Genomic DNA, 17,220 nt, shown 5'->3' with positions numbered 1-17,220 from the left:
AAGCGCGGCTCGCCTCGCCTAGCATGGCCGCATGTCAGCACGAGGCCCCTACGCGAAGGGGATCGCCAAGCGCGCCGAGATCCTCGACACCGCGCTGAGGATCATCGCGCGCAACGGCTACAGCGGAGCGACCGTCAAGGAGCTCGCGGAGGCCGTGGGGCTCAGTCAGCCGGGGCTGCTGCACTACTTCGGCACCAAGGAGGCGCTGTTCACCGAGGTGATCCGCCGCCGAGACGAGGTGGACTCCGTGGATCCCCAGGAGATCGGCCCCGAGATCGGGGTGATCGGCGCCGTCGAGCGGAACGCGGCCGAGCCCGGCCTGGTGCAGCTCTTCATCAGCTTCGCCGCGGCGGCCACCGAGTCCGCGCACCCCTCGCACGAGTTCTTCGGCCAACGCTATGCGTTCCTGCGCGACTTCGCTGCGAAGGGAGTGCGCGAGGCCCAGCGCTCGGGCGAGATCGCACCGGACCTCGACCCGGACCAGCTGGCCATCATGATCTTCGCACTGATCGACGGGCTGCAGATGCAGTGGCTCTACGACCCCGAGTCGATCGACATGACCGCGGTGCTGCGGACCTTCTTCTCCATCGTCTCCGGCCGGAACGACTGACCCCGGCCGCGTCCCTCCGGGGGATGGTTTGGCGACTAAACGCGAGTGTTATAAGGTTTTCGCGAACATCGCCGTTCCCGACGAGAGGACACTCCATGGATCCCGCGGATCTTCCCCTTGAGCAGCGCATCGCGCTCGGAGCCGGAAGCAGCTTCTGGACCACGGCCTCCGTCGACGGCCTCGAGTCGATCCGCCTCAGCGACGGCCCGCACGGCGTCCGCAGGCAGACGGGCGCCGAGGACCACCTCGGAGCCGAGGCGAGCCTTCCCTCGACCTGCTTCCCCACGCTCGCCGCGCTAGCACAGACCTGGGACCCCGAGACGGTCGAACGCGTGGGCCAGGCGCTCGCAGAGGAGTGCCAGGCGCTCGACGTGCAGGTGCTGCTGGGCCCCGGGGTCAACATCAGGCGAAGCCCGCTCGGTGGACGCAACTTCGAGTACCTCTCCGAGGACCCGCACGTCTCAGGAGCACTCGGCACCGCCTGGGTGCGCGCCGTGCAGAGCCGCGGCGTCGGCGCGTCCCTCAAGCACTTCGCTCTCAACAACCAGGAGAACGACCGCATGCGTGTCAGCGCGGACATCGATCCGCGCCCGATGCGCGAGGTCTACCTGCGCCCCTTCCGCAGGGTGGTCGAGGACGCAGATCCCTGGACGGTCATGTGCTCCTACAACCGCGTCAACGGCGTCCCCGTCTCCCATGACCCGTTCCTGCTCACCCGCGTCCTGCGCGACGAATGGGGGTACGACGGCGTCGTCGTGTCGGACTGGGGCGCGGTCAAGGACCGTGTCGCGTCGGTCGTCGCCGGACTCGACCTCCAGATGCCCGGCGATGGAGGAGCCTCCAACGCCAAGGCCCTCGACGCCGCGCTGGCCGGCCGTCTCGACGAGCAGTCCGTGAACCGCGCCGCGCGCCACGTGGCCAGGCTCGTCCAGCGCGCGCGTGAGGGACGCCGCGCCGACGCGACGTTCAGCGTGGACCTTCACCACGAGATCGCGCGAGAGGCCGCCACACGCGCCATCGTGCTGCTCAAGAATGAAGGAGGACTGCTGCCTCTCGCGGACCACGGCAGGATCGCGGTCATCGGCGAGTTCGCGCGCACCCCGCGCTACCAGGGCGGCGGGAGCTCGCATGTAAACCCCACCCGCCTCGACGTTCCGCTCGATGAGATTCGCCGAGCCGCCCCCCACTCCGAGGTCACGTTCGCCCCGGGATTCACCCTCGATGACTCGCGCGACGGCGCCGAGCTGGCAGCCGAGGCCGTGGCGCAGGCTCGCGAGGCCGACGTCGCCGTCGTGATGGTCGGTCTCGACGCGCGCCAGGAGTCCGAGGGCTTCGACCGGGACCACCTGGGTCTCCCCGCGGACCAGCTCGAACTGCTCGCCGCGGTCGCGGCGGAGCAGCCTCGCGTCGTCGCGGTCGTGCACCACGGCGGCACAGTGCTGCTCAACGAGGTCGCCGAGCACGCCGGGGCAGTGCTGGACGCGGGCCTGCTCGGTCAGGCGGGCGCCTCTGCCGTGGCGGACGTGCTGACGGGCACCGTGAATCCGTCCGGCAAGCTCACGGAGACGGTGCCGCTCCGACTCGAGGACACCCCCGCCTTCCTCGACTTCCCGGGCGAGCATCGGCATGCCCGCTACGCTGAGGGCCTGTTCGTCGGCTACCGCTGGTACGACGCGCGATGCATGGAGGTCGCCTTCCCCTTCGGGCACGGCCTGTCGTACACGACGTTCGCTTACGGCGAGGCGACGGCCGAGATCGACGGCGACTCCATCATCGTCTCCGTGAGCGTCACGAACACGGGCACCAGAGCGGGCCGCGAGGTCGTGCAGGCCTACGTCTCCGTGCCCGACTCGGCCCAGGTCAGGGTGCCGCAAGCTCTCGCAGGCTTCGCTTCGGTCGAGCTCGCCGCGGGCGAGGAGCGCGCTGCGCGCATCGTCCTCGACCGCCGCGATCTCGAGTACTGGGACGTGCGGGTGGACAGGTTCGTGCTCGAGTCGGGCCGCTACGACGTCGCGCTCGGCTCATCGAGCCGGGATCTCCGGGCCCGCACGACCGTGGAGCTGCAGGGCGATGACGTGCAGGTGCCGCTGACCCTCGACTCCACGATGGGCGAGGTCATGGATGACCCCTCGGTGTCCGAGGCGTTCAGGGCCCTGCTCTCGTGGCCCGACCTCCCCGACGGCGTCGATGAGCTGGGCATGAACCCCGCGCGCGTGCTGCGCAGCATCCCCCTGCGGCAGGCTTCGAGCATGGGAGGAGTCCCGCTCGATGAGATCGAGGGGCTCCTGAGCAAGGCCAACGCCCCGAGATAGCACAGTGGCCGGATATGCCGTGAGCGCGGCACCGTACGTCATGTCATATGCGCCGTGTCGGGGGCGGCAGGCACAATGAGGGCATGACCCTCGTGCCGCCCCCGCAGACCGCACCGTCCCCGACGCCGCACAGGCTGGGGGTGCACCTGGTCGAGGACGGCGTGTCCGTCGGAGTCATGGCGGCGCACGCGACCGCGATGCATCTGTGCGTGTTCCACGAGGACGGTTCCGAGACCCGCTACGCGCTCAACGGGCCTCAGAACGGCCTGTGGCACGCGTTCATCCCCGGCATCGAGCAAGGCGCGAAGTACGGCTTCCGCGCCACCGGGCCGTGGCAGCCTCGCAAGGGCCACCGCTACAACCCGCACAAGCTCCTGCTCGATCCCTACGGCCGCGGCGTGGAGGGTCGGATGGCCAGGGCGCCGGAGCCGGGCGCCAAGGCGCTGCTGTCCAACCGCTCGGACATCGACACCGCGCCGTTCATGCCGCGCTCGGTCGTGACCGCCCCGCCTTCGGGCGAATGGCAGACGCCGCTCCCCCACGTCCCCTTCGAGGACTCGGTCATCTACGAGGTCCACGTCAAGGGCTTCACCAAGACGATGCCGGGCGTGCCCGAGGAGCTGCGCGGCACCTACGCGGGGCTCGCCCACCCGGCCGCGATCCAGCACCTCAAGGACCTGGGCGTCACGAGCATCGAGCTGCTGCCCGTGCAGGCCTTCGCCGACGAGCCGCACCTCGAGCGTGACGGCCTGACCAACTACTGGGGCTACTCGACCATGGCGTTCTTCGCGCCGCACGCTCCGTACGCGACGCGCGAGGCGCGCGAGAAGGGCGCGCAGGCCGTCCAGGACGAGTTCTGCGGCATGGTCGACCTGCTGCACCAGGCGGGCCTCGAGGTGATCCTCGACGTCGTCTACAACCACACGTCCGAGGGCGGCTGGGGCGATCGCACGATCTCTTGGCGCGGGCTCGACAACCGCACCTACTACCGCGCGCAGGCCCACGCGCCTCAGCACTACGACGACGTGACGGGCACCGGGAACACCCTGGACTTCGCGCACCCGCGCGTCACGCAGATGGCGCTCGACTCGCTGCGCTACTGGGTGAGCGAGATGGGCGTCGACGGCTTCCGCTTCGACCTCGCCGCGACCCTTGGCCGCACGGGCCAGGGCTTCACGCCCGATCACCCGTTCCTCGTCGGGCTCATCACCGACCCGGTGCTCAGCGGGGTCAAGCTCATCGCCGAGCCGTGGGACGTCGGGCTGGGCGGCTGGCAGGTCGGCAACTTCCCGCAGCCGTTCTCGGAGTGGAACGACCGCTTCCGCGACTCGGTGCGATCCTTCTGGCTCACCACCGGCGCGGGCGCGCACGGCAACCGCCACCATCCCACCGCGCCCGAGCTCGCGACCCGGCTCGCGGGTTCGTCCGACCTGTTCGGCCACAGCGACCCGCCCGGCATGCGCGGCTGCATCGCCTCGATCAACTTCGTCACCGCCCACGACGGCTTCACCGCCTACGACCTCACGGCGTTCGACCGGAAGCACAACGAGGCCAACGGCGAGGACAACAGGGACGGGACCGACAACAACCGGTCCTACAACCACGGCATGGAGGGCCCCACGGAGGACGACACCGTCAACGCCTCGCGGCGCCGCTCGGTGCGCAATCTCCTCGGCACCACCCTCCTCGCGGCGGGCACGCCGATGCTGCTCGGAGGCGACGAGCTCGGGCGCACCCAGCGCGGCAACAACAACGCCTACTGCCAGGACAACGACATCTCGTGGTTCGACTGGCGGCTCGAACCGTGGCAGCTCGAGCTCAAGGAGTCGATCGCGCACCTCATCGCGCTGAGGCGCGCGCACCGGGTCCTGCGCCCCCGCGCGTTCTACGAGGCGGTCGAGGAGGTGCTGCTCGACAGCCCGCTGCGGCCCGAGGCGGGCTGGTTCCAGGCCGACGGCACGCACGAGAACGACGACTGGTGGGAGGACCCCGGCACGCGCACGGTGCAGTTCATGAGGTCGCTCCAGGACCCCCGCGAGCCCGACGCGCTGCTCGTGATCAACGGCTCGCGCGGCCCCGCCGACGTCGTGATCCCGCCCGACGAGGGCACGCCGTGGATCTACTCGTGGGACAGCGCGCTCGACAACGTGAGCGACCTCGAACCCGACGAGCTCCAGCCCGGGGAGACCTTCTCGATGGAGCCCTTGGCGATGCGCCTGTTCCTGTCCAAGGTGGACTGAGCGCGCCGCCTCGTCACGGACGCAGGAGCACCCCCGCGAGTCCTCTCGGACCCGACGGGGGCGCTCCCATGTCAGGCGATCAGCGTGGACCTCAGGAGGCGACCTCGCACGCCACCCCGTTGAGAACGGGCTCCGCGAAGGTCGGCGCATCGGTCGGGGTCGTTCCGCGAACCGTCACCGTCACCTGCTTGCCGGGCCGAAGCGGCGACCTCCTCTCGAGCGACGTCACCGTGACGTCCTGCCCCTCCTGGACGAAGCCGGCGTTGGTGACGGAGTCGACCTGGTCACCGGGACCGAGACCCCAGGTCAGCGTCCACTGGTCGAGCGGGTCGGACGTGAGGTTCGCGACCTTGATCACGGCCCGGAAGCCGTCGCCGTTCGGGTTCGCCGCGATCGCGCACGAGCCGTCGGGCGCCGGCACGAGCGACTCGAGCGCCGCGGCCAGCATGTCGCTCGCAGCGTCGACGTCATCCTGCACGGCAGCGTCGGAGCCGGCCACGACACGGGCGATGCCCGCCGCGTGGTCCAGCGCGTCGAGCGACCAGTCGGCGTAGAGGCTGCGGTCGATCGAGTCCGCGTCGGCGAGCAGCGCCTCGAGGTCGGTCGTGTCCGCGCCCGGCGCCACCTTCTCGACGAGCGAGACATCATCGATCCAGCCCCACGCGCCCGCCGCACCTTCGCCGTAGATGCCGACATGGAGCGTCTCGCCGTCCTTCACCGAGACCGTGAGCGACATGGTGTCCCAGTTCGGCCAGTCGGTCAGCGCCGAGTCATCGCCGGGCGACGAGACCGACTCGGTCCATGCATACAGATGGAGGCTCAGCGCCGGCGCGCCCATCGCCTTCGCGGACAGGACGTACTCACCGGCGGGAAGCCCGGTGACATCCTGCTTCAGGTTGAAGGTGTAGTCGGACGCATCCCAGACGTTGAGCGCCCAGTCACCGAAGCCGTTCTGAGTCCCGTTCACCCACTGCGGCCAGAAGGTGTGGGGCCAGTTCTCGACCCACCACGGGTCGATGGAGGTGTCCCCGTTCTCGAAGTCGCCGTTGACGAGCCTCTCCGCCGAGACGAAGACGGTCGCCGTGGTGGCGTGCCCGTCGGATGTCACTCCGGACACAGGGAAGGTGCCCGTGCCGGAGATCCATCCGAGCACATCGTCCCACTCGACCGTCTGCTCCTCGGTGGTGCCGTCGTTGTAGGACACGGTCACCGTGTCGGGCAGGACGATGTCGTCGCCCACCGTCAGCTCGACCGTCGGGTTCTCGACATCCTCGATGGCGAGCGGCGCGATCGAGCCGGTGCGCACGTAGGAGAACATGCCGAGCGAGTCGAGCGCGGTGCCGTCGAAGCCGAAGAGCGCCTGGTTGTCCCACGACGAGCCGCCGTACCACTCGCCCACGTTGGCGTCATAGTCGGCCGCGAAGCTCGTGGCCCATCCGGAGCCGAACTCCTCCCACAGCGCCTTGTTGGCCTCAAGGTCGTCGGGCGTCCCGACCGGCAGCCACGCGGGCTCCCAGTAGAAGGCGCCGATGCCCGCGTCGCCGACGTCGGCGACCGCCTGGACCACGGCGCGATACTCGTCCGCCTGACCCTGCTGGCTCACCCAGTACTGCGTCGCCTCGGAGGCCTGGTCGATCGTGTTCTCGAACCCGTCCCCGTCCTCGAGCGTGTACGCCCACGAGGTCTCGGCGACCATGACCTCCTTGCCGTAGTCCGCCGCGATCTCGCTGAGCACGGCCGTGAGGTTGTCGGTCGTGCCATGCCAGAAGGGGTAGTAGGACGATGCGAACACGTCGTAGTCGACATCGTTCGCCTTGAGCGCGGCCGCGTATTCGGCGTAGTCGTCGTCCTGCGGGTCGGTGAAGTGAAGCGCGACCTTCGCGTCCGGGTACACGGCCCGCACGGCGGAGCTGCCCGCGTTGAAGAGCTGGGCGGCGTCGGCCATGCCGTCCGCGCTGGCCCACAGCGAGACGCCCGCGATGGCGTTGTTCGTCTCGTTGCCCACCTGCACCATCGTCACGTCGACGCCGGCGTCCGCCATCGCGGCGAGCGTCTCCTCCGTGTACGCGTAGACGGCATCGGCCTTCTGAGCGACGGTGTAGGCGGTCCATTCCTTGGGCGCGGTCTGCCTGCTCGGGTCCGCCCAGAAGTCCGAATAGTGGAAGTCCACCACCACGCCCATGCCCGCAGCGGTCGCCCGCTCACCGATCTCGAGCGCGCGGTCGGCGTCCACGGTGCCTCCCCCGTAACCGTTGCCGTCCGCGTCGTAGGGGTCGTTCCAGACCCTCACCCGCACGTCGGTCACGCCGGAGTCGGCGAGGAGGTCGAACAGGTCTCGCGCCTTGCCGTGAGCATCGCGGAAGACGACCCCGGAGTCCTCGAGCGCTACTGCGGAGGAGACATCGACGCCGGTCATGAAGTCCGACGACAGCCCCTCCACCTTGTGTACCGTGACCCCGGCCTTCACCGGGGGCTTGTCGCCCGCGGCGGACGTAGCCGCCAGGGCTGTGCCGGCGATCGCCAGCGTCAGGGCGGCAGCAGCCGCCGTCGCACGTCGTTGTGCCATGGATGGTTCCTTCCGATCGTCATCGATCGTGCCGGCGCGCACCCCTGCCCGCCGACGAACCCACGGGCGCTGGTCCGCCCGTGGGTCCCGCGGTCAACCCTTCACGGAACCTGCCGTGAGGCCGCCGACGATGTAGCGCTGGAGCACGAGGAACAGGATCAGCACGGGCACCGCCGCGATCACCGTGCCCGCGGAGAAGATCCCCCATCGTGCCGTCAGCTGGTCCGAGACCCACTGGTACATGCCCACCGCGAGCGTCCAGTTCTCGTTGGAGACGAGGACGATCTTCGCGAGGATGAAGTCTCCGAAGGCGGAGATGAAGGCGAGCAGCCCCACGACCGCAAGGACGGGTCGCACGAGCGGGATGATGAGCTGCCAGTAGATCTGCGAGTGCGTCGCGCCGTCGATCTTGGCGGCCTCGTCCATCTCCGTCGGTATCGAGTTGAAGAAGCCGTACATGAGGAACGTGTTCGCGCCGAGCGCGGTGCCCAGGTAGACGCAGATCAGCGCGAGCTTCGAGTTGATGCCCAGCGCAGGCACGACCTCTCCGAGCGACAGCAGGAGGAGGAACACCGCGACGAACGCGACCGTCTGCGGGAACATCTGCAGGATGAGAAGGCCGGTGAGCGACGTGCGTCGTCCCTTGAAGCGGAAGCGCGAGAACGCGTACGCGGCGGCGGCGCCCATGAGCACCGCGCCGATCGCCGCCGCGAAGCCGATCACCAGGGTGTTGCCGACCCACGTCCAGAACAGCGTGTCGCTCAGCCCCGCGTAGTTGTCGAGCGTGAACGAGCTGAACAGTCGCTCGGTGCCACGCAGGTTGCCGCCCTGGTCGAACGACGCGGACAGCACGAACACGAGCGGGAACGCGGCGTAGAAGATGATCAGGGCCGCGAGGGGGTACTTCCAGCCGACCTCGGCCCACCAGCGGCGACGACGGGCACCGGTGCTCTGCTTCTCGTCCACGACGTGTGCTGCAGCAGTCATCACTGGATCTCCTCGAGCTTCTTGGTCTGGCGGAAGGCGATCGCGGAGACGATGCCGACGACGACGAACACGACGACGGACAGCGCGGAGGCGAGGCCGTAGTCGGCACGGCCGCCCGCGATGCCGGAGATCTGGTAGATCGCCGAGATCAGCAGGTCGGTGCTGCCGAGCGGCACGGAGGCGTCGGTGAACCGGGGACCGCCGTTGGTGAGCATGTAGATGATCGTGAAGTTGTTGAAGTTGAACGCGAACGAGGCGATCGCGAGCGGCGCCGTCGAGACCATGAGGAGCGGGAACGTGATCGAGCGGAACATGCGCCACTTGCCGGCGCCGTCGATCTTCGCGGCCTCGGTGGTCTCGCTCGGCAGCGACTGCAGCGCGCCCGTGCACACGAGGAACCAGTACGGGTAGCTGAGCCACAGGTTGACGAACAGCACCGCGAAGCGCGCGAGCCACGGGTCACCGAGCCAGTTGATGTCCGCGCCGAAGAAGAACCACTGGTTCACGACGCCGAACTCCGCGTTGAGCATGCCGCGCCACAGCAGAGCGGACATGAAGGCGGGGAACGCGTACGGGAGGATGAAGAGGGTGCGCAGGACCTTCTTGCCCCTGACGCGATCGTCGTTGAAGACGAGCGCGAAGAACAGGCCGAGCAGGAAGCTCGAGGCCACGGTGAGGAACGCGAACGCGAACGTCCACGCCGTCACCTTGAGGAGCGGTCCGGCGTAGTTCTCGTCGGTCACCGCCTTGGTGAAGTTCTCGAGACCGATGTTGACGTAGAAGCCGACCGTGAGCTTGCTGCCGTCGTCGCCGACGAACGTGCCGTACTCATTGGGCGTGTAGACGACGCCGGTCTCCGTGTTGGTGAGGGTCGTCGCCTCCTCGTCCCACACGAGCGTCGACTTGTAGATCGATGCGGTCGAGGCGTTCCTGGTGCGCAGCGAGCCGTCGTCCGCGTTGTCGGAGACCGGGACCCGGATGTCGGTGACCTCCTGGGCCAACGCCTGATCGCCGAGCAGCTCGTTGACCGAGACGATCTCCCAGCCGGGCACCTCGGTGGGCATCCCCGAGCCGTCGGCGGTCGCGCCGTCCACGGGCGCGAGCGGCTGCTCCTCGGTGCCGACCTGCACCACGCCGTCGATGGCGACCGCGAAGCCGAGAGTGTCTCCGTCGCGCACGACGGCGAGCGGGTAGCTGGGCGAGCCCTCGACCTGGCGCTCGTCCTGGATGAGCGCGGCGTCGACGGCCTGCTGCATGTTGACGTTGTGGCCCGCACCGTAGTTGGTGGTCGCGACGTAGGCGGTGTAGCCCATGACGAAGACCTGGAACACGAGCAGGAACACGAGCCCGGGGAAGATGTACTTGAGCGGCAGCGTGCGCCTCGCGAAGTAGACCCAGTTCGCGACCACGAGCAGCCCGACCGAGACCCAGAGGATGGTCCACTGCTCGATGCCCCACGCCGCCATGATGATCGCGAGCCCGACCGCGTTGACGAGCATCATCAGCGCGAGCTTCACGATGAAGCCCCATCCGATGCCGCTCCAGCGGCGGGCGTGCGACTCGGATGGAGGCGCCGGTGCCTCGGTCTCGGTGGACATCTGATCTCCTGTCATACGTTCATCATGCGCGGCGCGAGCCGCCTGCGCGGGGTGGGGCGCTCACACGCCCCACCCCGCGGTTGAGGTGTGTCAGCCCTCGAGGGCCGCGGTGAGATCCGTGATCATCTTGTCCCAGGTCTCCGTGGGGTCGGAGCCCTTGATGATCGCCGACTCAGCGGCGTTCCAGAAGTCCCACACGGAGCCCATCTCGGGGATCGACGGCATCGGGACGCCCATCTCGGCGGAGGCCTGGAAGCCGGCGATGGCGTCCGGGTACGGGGCCGAGGCGGTGTCGACGCCCTCGAATGCGGGCAGACGCGGGTCGGCGTCGTACAGCGCCTGCATGGCGTCGGGGGTCGCGATGTAGTCGCTCAGGAAGATGTTCGCGAGCAGCGCGTTCTCCGACTGCGACGAGACGTAGAAGCCCTGGACGCCCACGAACGGCGAGGCGTCCTCGCCACCGGCGGACGGCACCGGGTTCACGGTGAAGTTCACGTCGGTGTACGAGCCCAGCGCCCACGGGCCCTGGATGGTGAAGGCGCACTCACCGCTGTTGAACAGCTGGTTGTTGGTGTCGTAGTCGATCGTGGTCGAGATGTAGCCGGTGCCCTTCTCGCCGTTGTCGTAGAGGAACTGCGCGAACGCGTCGCCCGCGTCGCCGCCCATGCCGACCTCGGAGGTGTACGAGCCGCCCTCCTGGACGAAGACGGGTGCACCGAACGACATCTGGAGCGGGTAGGCCGTGTAGCCGTCACCGGTCTCGCCGTTGGTGTTGATGCAGAAGGGACGGTCGGCGCCGGAGTCGACACCCATCTGGATCATGTCGTCCCAGGTGGCCGGCGCGTCGCTGCCCACGAGGTCCGTGTTCTGGATGAGGGCGATCGCCTCGGTCGAGTACGGCATGCCGTAGAGCTGACCGTCGTAGGTCATGGCGTCGACCGCGACCTGCGAGAACATGTCGGCGTTGTCGCCGAGGTCGACGGTGTTCACGACACCGCCCTCGATGAGCGCGCCCAGCCAGTCGTGGGCGCCGATGGTGATGTCCGGGCCCTCACCGGTGGGGACCTGGGCGAGGAAGTCCGCGCGGATGTCCTCGAAGTTCTTCTGGACGAGCTCCACGGTGGCGCCGGTCTCCTCCTCGAAGGTCGCCGCGGCGGCCTCGACGGCGGGCTGACGGTTCTCGTCGACCCAGATGGTGAGGGTCTGGCCCGTGGCGTCGATCGCCTCGGAGGTCTCCGACGCGGAGGCGGATGCCGATGGCGAGGACGACGCCGACTCGCTCGTGGTGGAGTCGCCGCCGCCGCTGCAGGCGGTCAGGAGCAGTGCGGACGTCGCGAGCGCGGCGCCGATGCCGATCTTGGTACGCATGTCTTGGTTCCTTCCAGTGTGTGCCCGAGTCGCGCCTCCGAGGAGATCGCGCCGTTGCGATGGGCGTTTCGGGTCCGGACCCTGTTGTCCGGGTGGGAGGGGTGACGGTCTCAGGCGTCTGGTCCACGCGAGATTCCCGTCGGGCGGTGCGGTCAGGCCTCACCCCCCTGCCCCGTCAGGGGTACGCGCACGACGGCAGCTCCGCCGCCCGCGACCGTCACCTCGCTCACGGGCACGCCACCCGTGAGCATGTCCGTGCCGGCCATCGGCAGTCGGACCTCGTGGTCGCCGTGGTTGAGCACCACGACGAAGTCCTCCTCGTCACCGCGGCGGGTGACGACCTCGACGCCCTCGGGGAGCCCGGCGGGCTCGACCCAGGCGTCGGCGTAGACGCGCTCGTAGACGGACGCGAGCGCCTCGGTGCTCAGCATCGCGCTGAGGTACCAGGCGTGTCCCTCACCCCGCGCGTTCCGCGTGATCGCGGGGGCGCCGTCGGCCGGACCTCCCGCGTACGTGGCGACGACCTCGGCGCCGGAGAGCTTGAGATCCTCTGCCCACGCGGTGAACCGCAGCTCGGTGCCGTCGTCCATGACGACCGCCGCCGAACCGCCCTCGCGCAACGGCAGGTACTCGTCGCACGTGACGCCGAGCGCGTCCTTCAGGGGCGCCATGAAGCCGCCGGGATGCACGGCATCGTGCTCGTCCACCGCGGCCGCGAACGCGTCGACGAGGAGGACGCCGCCGCCCTCGACGTAACGGGTGAGGTTCGCGGCGGACTCGGCCGTCATGAGGTACGACGACGGGGCGACCACGAGCTTGTAGCGGGACAGGTCGTGGCTCGGGTGGGCGAAGTCCACGGTGACGTTGTCGCGCCACAGCCGCTCGTAGTGCGCGCGGATGCGCTCCCTGAACTGGAGGTCGTCGGAGGGCCGCCACTCGAGCTCATGCGCCCACATCGACTCCCAGTCGTAGAGCACGGCGACGTCGGCCTCGACGAGCGAGCCCTTGACGGATGCCACCTTCTTGAGGTCGTCGCCGAGCTCGACCACCTCGCGCCACAGGCGTGAGTCGGTGCCGGCGTGAGGGAGCATCGCCGAGTGGAACTTCTCGGCGCCCGAGCGGGAGGCTCGCCACTGGAAGAACATGATCGCGTCGGCTCCGCGGCCGAGGTGCGCGAGCGAGTTCCTGCGCATCTCGCCGGGCCGCTTCGCGATGTTGCGGCCCTGCCAGTTCACGGCCGACGTGGAGTGCTCCATGAGCATCCAGGGCTTCCCGCCCGCGACGGAGCGCGTGAGGTCGGCGGCGAGGGACAGGAGGACGTGCGCGTCGGGGTCGGGCGACCACAGGTAGTGGTCGTCGGAGACGACGTCGACGAGCTCGGCCCACTTCCACAGGTCCACGTTCCAGGACTGGTGCGCCATGAAGTTGGTGGTGACGGGCTGGGACGCGTGCTCGCGGATCGCGTCCTTCTCGATGAGGAAGCACTCGCGGAGCTGGTCGTCGGTGAAGCGGGCCCAGTCGAGCTTCATCGCGGGGTTCGCGATGGTCGGCGTCGCGGCCGGGGCGACGACGTGCTCCCACTCGCCGTAGCGCTGACCCCAGAACGCGGTGCCCCACGCGGCGTTGAGGCCGTCCAGGTCGACGTAGCGCTCCTTGAGCCAACGCTGCCACGATGCGACGGCGCGCGGCCCGAAGTCCTCGGCCACGGGCACGCCGTACTCGTTGTGGATGTGCCACAGGACCACCGCGGGATGGTCGCCGTAGCGCTCCGCGAGCGCGCCCGCCATCCTCGCGACGGCCTCGCGGTACTCGGGAGCGGCGTGCGAGGCCATGCCCCGCGAGCCGAAGCCCATGACGGTGCCGCGGGCGTCCGTGACGCGAGCCTCGGGGTAGGTGTGGAAGAACCAGGCCGGGGGCGAGACGCTCGGCGTGCCGAGGTCCACGGAGATCCCGTTGTCGTGGAGCAGGGAGATGATGTCGTCGAGCCAGGCGAAGTCGTACTCGCCCTCGCGTGGCTCGAGCATCGCCCAGGAGAAGATCCCGACGCTGACGAGGTTGACGCCGGCCTCGCGCATGAGCGCCACGTCCTCGAGCCAGACCTCGCGAGGCCACTGCTCGGGGTTGTAGTCGCCGCCGTACGCGATCGCGTCGACGCGCGGCCAGCTGCTGTCTGCCATGACACTCCATCGGGTCGGGCGGGGGTACTTCCGCACTGCATTCTCACAGCCTGGACGACTGTGACCGGTCACAGTCTTACTCGGCGAATCCCGGCCGCGCAAGTCAGGAACGTGCCCGTGACGCAACTGTGACCGTTCTGAGTTCGCAAACCTTATCAGGGTCGCAAACGGATGACGAGGCGGTTACGCTGTGCCCGTGGCACCCACTCCCAACGGCGGGCGAAAGCCGACGATCCGCGACGTCGCGACCGTCGCCGGCGTCTCGCATGGCACCGTGAGCCGCGTGCTCAACGGCGGCCGCTGGGTGTCCCCCGAGGCTCGCGAGGCGGTCGAGCAGGCGATCGCGAAGACGGGCTACACCGTGAACCGCCATGCGCAGGCGCTCGCCACGGGCCGCGCCAACTCGATCGCGTTCCTGCTCACCGAGCCCCAGCACCTGCTGTTCGCGGACCCGACCTTCTCGATCCTGCTGCGCGGCGCCGCGGAGTCCACCGCCGGGCGCGGAGCGACGCTCGTCCTGCTCGTCGCGGGCAACGACGCCGAGCGCGCGAACGTCGCCGAGTACGTGCGAGCGGGACACGTCGACGGGGTCCTGCTGATCTCCTCGCACGAGGCCGATCCGATGCTCGAGACCCTCGTGACCGCGAGCATCCCGACCGTCGCATGCGGCATCCCTCTCGGGTTCAGAGGAGAGATCCCCCACGTGTCCGTCGACGAGGCGGGATCGGCTCGCACGATGGCGAAATACCTGGTACGTCAGGGACACAAGCGCATCGCGATGATCACCGGCCCGCACGACACCCCGGGCGGGCGGTATCGCCTCGAGGGCTTCGCCGACGCGCTCGGCGACCAGTTCGACCCCGCGCTGGTCGAGGAGGGCGACTACAGCGAGGAGTCGGGCGCCGCGGCCATGCGCAGGATCCTCGACCGCGCCTCTGACGTCGACGCGGTCTTCGCCGCCTCCGACCTCATGGCAGCGGGCGCCCTCGTGACGCTGCGCCGGGCGGGGCTGCGCGTCCCCGAGGACGTCGCGGTCGCGGGCTTCGACGACTCGGGCCTCGCGGAGCGCCTCGACCCGCCGCTCACGACGATGCGGCAGCCGTGGGAGCAGATCAGCGAGGAGATGGTCACGCTCCTGCAGCAGGTGGTCGCGGGCGGCATGCGCAAGTCGATCACCCTTCCGGCCGAGCTCATCGTCCGCGCGAGCGCCTGAACGCCGTCGCGCGCCTGGAGCCGGGACCTTCCGAGGTTCTCTCGGGCCCGCGTTCACGGTAGGTTCGAGACATGGCCCTTCCAGGTGAGAAGCCCATCGGACGGATCCCCGTGATCGATGTCCAGCCCACGCTCGAGCAGGGCCGCTGGCCGGTCAAGGCGGTGATCTCGGAGGCGCTCCCCCTGCGCGCGACGGTCTTCGTCGAGGGACATGACGCGGTCGCCGCGACCGCTGTCATCACCCAGCCGAACGGTCGCACCACGCGCATGCCGATGACCGAGGTCAACCACGGCCTCGCGATCTTCGAGGCGATCCTGCTCCCCCAGGTCGAGGGCCGCTGGTCCTTCCGGATCGAGGGCTGGGCGGATCCGTTCGGCACATGGATGGACACCGCCTCCAAGAAGATCCCCGCGGGAGTCGATGTCGAGCTCACGCTCGGTGACGGGGTCGCGCTGCTCGAGCGCGCGCTCGGGGACAGGTCGCTCAGCGCGCGCCAGCGCGCGGTGCTCGTCGCCGCGAGGGAGACGCTCGTCTCAGGCGAGCTCGCCCCGACCAGGACTCTCGAGGCGGCCCTCACGGACGACCTCAAGGAGGTGCTGCGCAGCCACCCGGTGCGCGATGGCGTGACCTCATCGCCCGAGTACCCGCTCCTCGTCCAGCGCGAGCGCGCGCTCGTGAGCTCGTGGTACGAGATCTTCCCGCGGTCGGAGGGGGCGAGGCACAACAAGCGCACGGGCGAGTGGAGGTCGGGAACCTTCCTCACGGCGTCGAAGCGCCTTCCCGCGATCGCCGACATGGGCTTCGACGTCGTCTACCTGACCCCCATCCACCCCATCGGCACGACGCATCGGAAGGGCCGCAACAACTCCCTCACCGCGCTGCCGGGCGACCCCGGGAGCCCGTATGCGATCGGGTCGGCGGACGGTGGGCACGACGCCGTGCACCCCGACCTGGGGACGATGCGTCAGTTCAGGAACTTCGTCAAGAAGGCGAATGACCTGGGTCTCGAGGTCGCGCTCGACGTCGCGCTGCAGTGCTCGCCCGACCACCCGTGGGTCGCGGAGCACCCGGAGTGGTTCAAGGTCCGCGCCGACGGCACGATCGCCTACGCGGAGAACCCGCCGAAGAAGTACGAGGACATCCACCCGCTCTTCTTCGACAACGACCCGGTGGGGCTGCGCGAGGCCATCCGCGACGTGCTCGACGTGTGGGTGGACGCGGGTGTCACGCTGTTCCGCATCGACAACCCGCACACGAAGCCGCTCGAGTTCTGGGAGTGGCTCATGGCGGACTTCTCGGAGCGCCACCCCGAGGTCGTGTTCCTCTCAGAGGCGTTCACGCGCCCGCCGATGATGCACACGCTCGCGAAGGTCGGCTTCCACCAGAGCTACACGTACTTCACGTGGCGGCCGACGGCCAAGGAGATGGGCGAGTACCTCGAGGAGGTCTCGGGCGAGGCGTCGTACTACATGCGCCCGAACTTCTGGCCGACGACCCACGACATCCTCACCCCCGACATGCAGCGCGGTGGCGCGCCGCTGTACCGGGCGCGGGCGGTGCTCGCGGCGACCGCCTCACCGTCGTACGGCATCTACACGGGCTACGAGTTCGTGGAGAACGTCCCGCGCCCCGGCGTCGAGGAGCAGATCGACAACGAGAAGTACGAGTACAAGCCGCGCGACTGGGGCCGGGCGGACGAGCACGGCATCGCCACGCTGCTCACCACGCTCAACGCGGCCCGCAAGGCCCACCCGGCCCTGCGCAGGCTGCGCGGCCTGAGGGTCCACAAGACCAGCAACGACCAGATCCTGTGCTTCTCACGGCACCTGAGCGCCGCCGAGTCCCCGACCGGGAAGCCCGACACCGTCATCGTCGCCGTGTCCTTCGACCCGCACAACGTCCAGGACGGCATCGTCACCCTGGACATGCCAGCGATCGGGCAGGACGACGACGCCCGCCTCCTGGTCGACGACGTCCTGTCGGGCGCGGCCTTCACCTGGGGCCGCGACTTCTACGTGCGCCTCGACCCCGCAGGGGCGATGGCCCACGTCGCGGCGGTGCGCCGATGACGACCCCCGTCACCTTCGACGCGCCGCATCTCCCCTGTCGCAACCTCGGGACGATGCCCTACGCTCGGGTGAACGGGACC

General features: G+C 69.3%; 10 protein-coding genes. 5 read left to right on the top strand and 5 right to left on the bottom strand.

Features of this window, described 5'->3' with window-relative positions; genetic code table 11:
• The first annotated feature begins 31 nt into the window (after window positions 1-31).
• The 3 genes from AOP78_RS02975 to glgX all read left to right on the top strand — a co-directional run bounded on the left by AOP78_RS02975 (window position 32) and on the right by glgX (window position 5,162).
• Window positions 32-610: a TetR/AcrR family transcriptional regulator gene (locus tag AOP78_RS02975; RefSeq protein WP_174442370.1), complete on the top strand. Its 579-nt coding sequence runs from the start codon at window positions 32-34 to the stop codon at window positions 608-610.
• A 95-nt stretch (window positions 611-705) separates the two neighbouring features.
• Window positions 706-2,922 (top strand): glycoside hydrolase family 3 C-terminal domain-containing protein, encoded by a 2,217-nt coding sequence (locus AOP78_RS02970; RefSeq protein WP_062201361.1) that lies wholly within the window; start codon window positions 706-708, stop codon window positions 2,920-2,922.
• Window positions 2,923-3,005: 83 nt separating this feature from the next.
• Entirely contained in the window at window positions 3,006-5,162 is a 2,157-nt protein-coding gene (gene glgX, locus AOP78_RS02965) for a glycogen debranching protein GlgX (protein WP_062201358.1), read from the top strand.
• A 91-nt stretch (window positions 5,163-5,253) separates the two neighbouring features.
• Here the strand turns inward: glgX and AOP78_RS02960 are convergent, their stop codons facing one another.
• The 5 genes from AOP78_RS02960 to AOP78_RS02940 all read right to left on the bottom strand — a co-directional run bounded on the left by AOP78_RS02960 (window position 5,254) and on the right by AOP78_RS02940 (window position 13,858).
• Window positions 5,254-7,728, bottom strand: a complete 2,475-nt coding sequence (locus AOP78_RS02960) for a glycosyl hydrolase 53 family protein (RefSeq protein WP_062201355.1) — start codon at window positions 7,726-7,728, stop codon at window positions 5,254-5,256.
• Between the two features lie 93 nt (window positions 7,729-7,821).
• Window positions 7,822-8,715: a sugar ABC transporter permease gene (locus tag AOP78_RS02955; protein WP_062201352.1), complete on the bottom strand. Its 894-nt coding sequence runs from the start codon at window positions 8,713-8,715 to the stop codon at window positions 7,822-7,824.
• Complete coding sequence (locus tag AOP78_RS02950; protein WP_152659378.1) at window positions 8,715-10,313, bottom strand: ABC transporter permease subunit; 1,599 nt, start codon at window positions 10,311-10,313, stop codon at window positions 8,715-8,717. Before AOP78_RS02950 ends, AOP78_RS02955 begins: the two co-directional genes overlap by 1 nt.
• Window positions 10,314-10,403: 90 nt before the next feature.
• Window positions 10,404-11,681, bottom strand: coding sequence for a sugar ABC transporter substrate-binding protein (locus tag AOP78_RS02945; RefSeq protein ID WP_062201345.1), 1,278 nt, complete (start codon window positions 11,679-11,681; stop codon window positions 10,404-10,406).
• 152 nt (window positions 11,682-11,833) lie between these two features.
• Window positions 11,834-13,858: a beta-galactosidase gene (locus AOP78_RS02940; protein WP_062201342.1), complete on the bottom strand. Its 2,025-nt coding sequence runs from the start codon at window positions 13,856-13,858 to the stop codon at window positions 11,834-11,836.
• A 196-nt stretch (window positions 13,859-14,054) separates the two neighbouring features.
• Between AOP78_RS02940 and AOP78_RS02935 the strand changes: the two genes are divergently transcribed.
• Together AOP78_RS02935 and AOP78_RS02930 are read left to right on the top strand one after the other, a co-directional pair.
• Complete coding sequence (locus tag AOP78_RS02935; RefSeq protein WP_062201338.1) at window positions 14,055-15,071, top strand: LacI family DNA-binding transcriptional regulator; 1,017 nt, start codon at window positions 14,055-14,057, stop codon at window positions 15,069-15,071.
• 71 nt (window positions 15,072-15,142) lie between these two features.
• Window positions 15,143-17,140: an alpha-1,4-glucan--maltose-1-phosphate maltosyltransferase gene (locus tag AOP78_RS02930; protein ID WP_062201334.1), complete on the top strand. Its 1,998-nt coding sequence runs from the start codon at window positions 15,143-15,145 to the stop codon at window positions 17,138-17,140.
• Window positions 17,141-17,220 lie beyond the last annotated feature (80 nt).

It is taken from the genome of Demequina salsinemoris, from assembly GCF_000974805.1.
Lineage (GTDB): Bacteria > Actinomycetota > Actinomycetes > Actinomycetales > Demequinaceae > Demequina > Demequina salsinemoris.
Note: the sequence above shows the minus strand (reverse complement) of the source record. Positions and strands in the feature narration are given on the sequence as shown.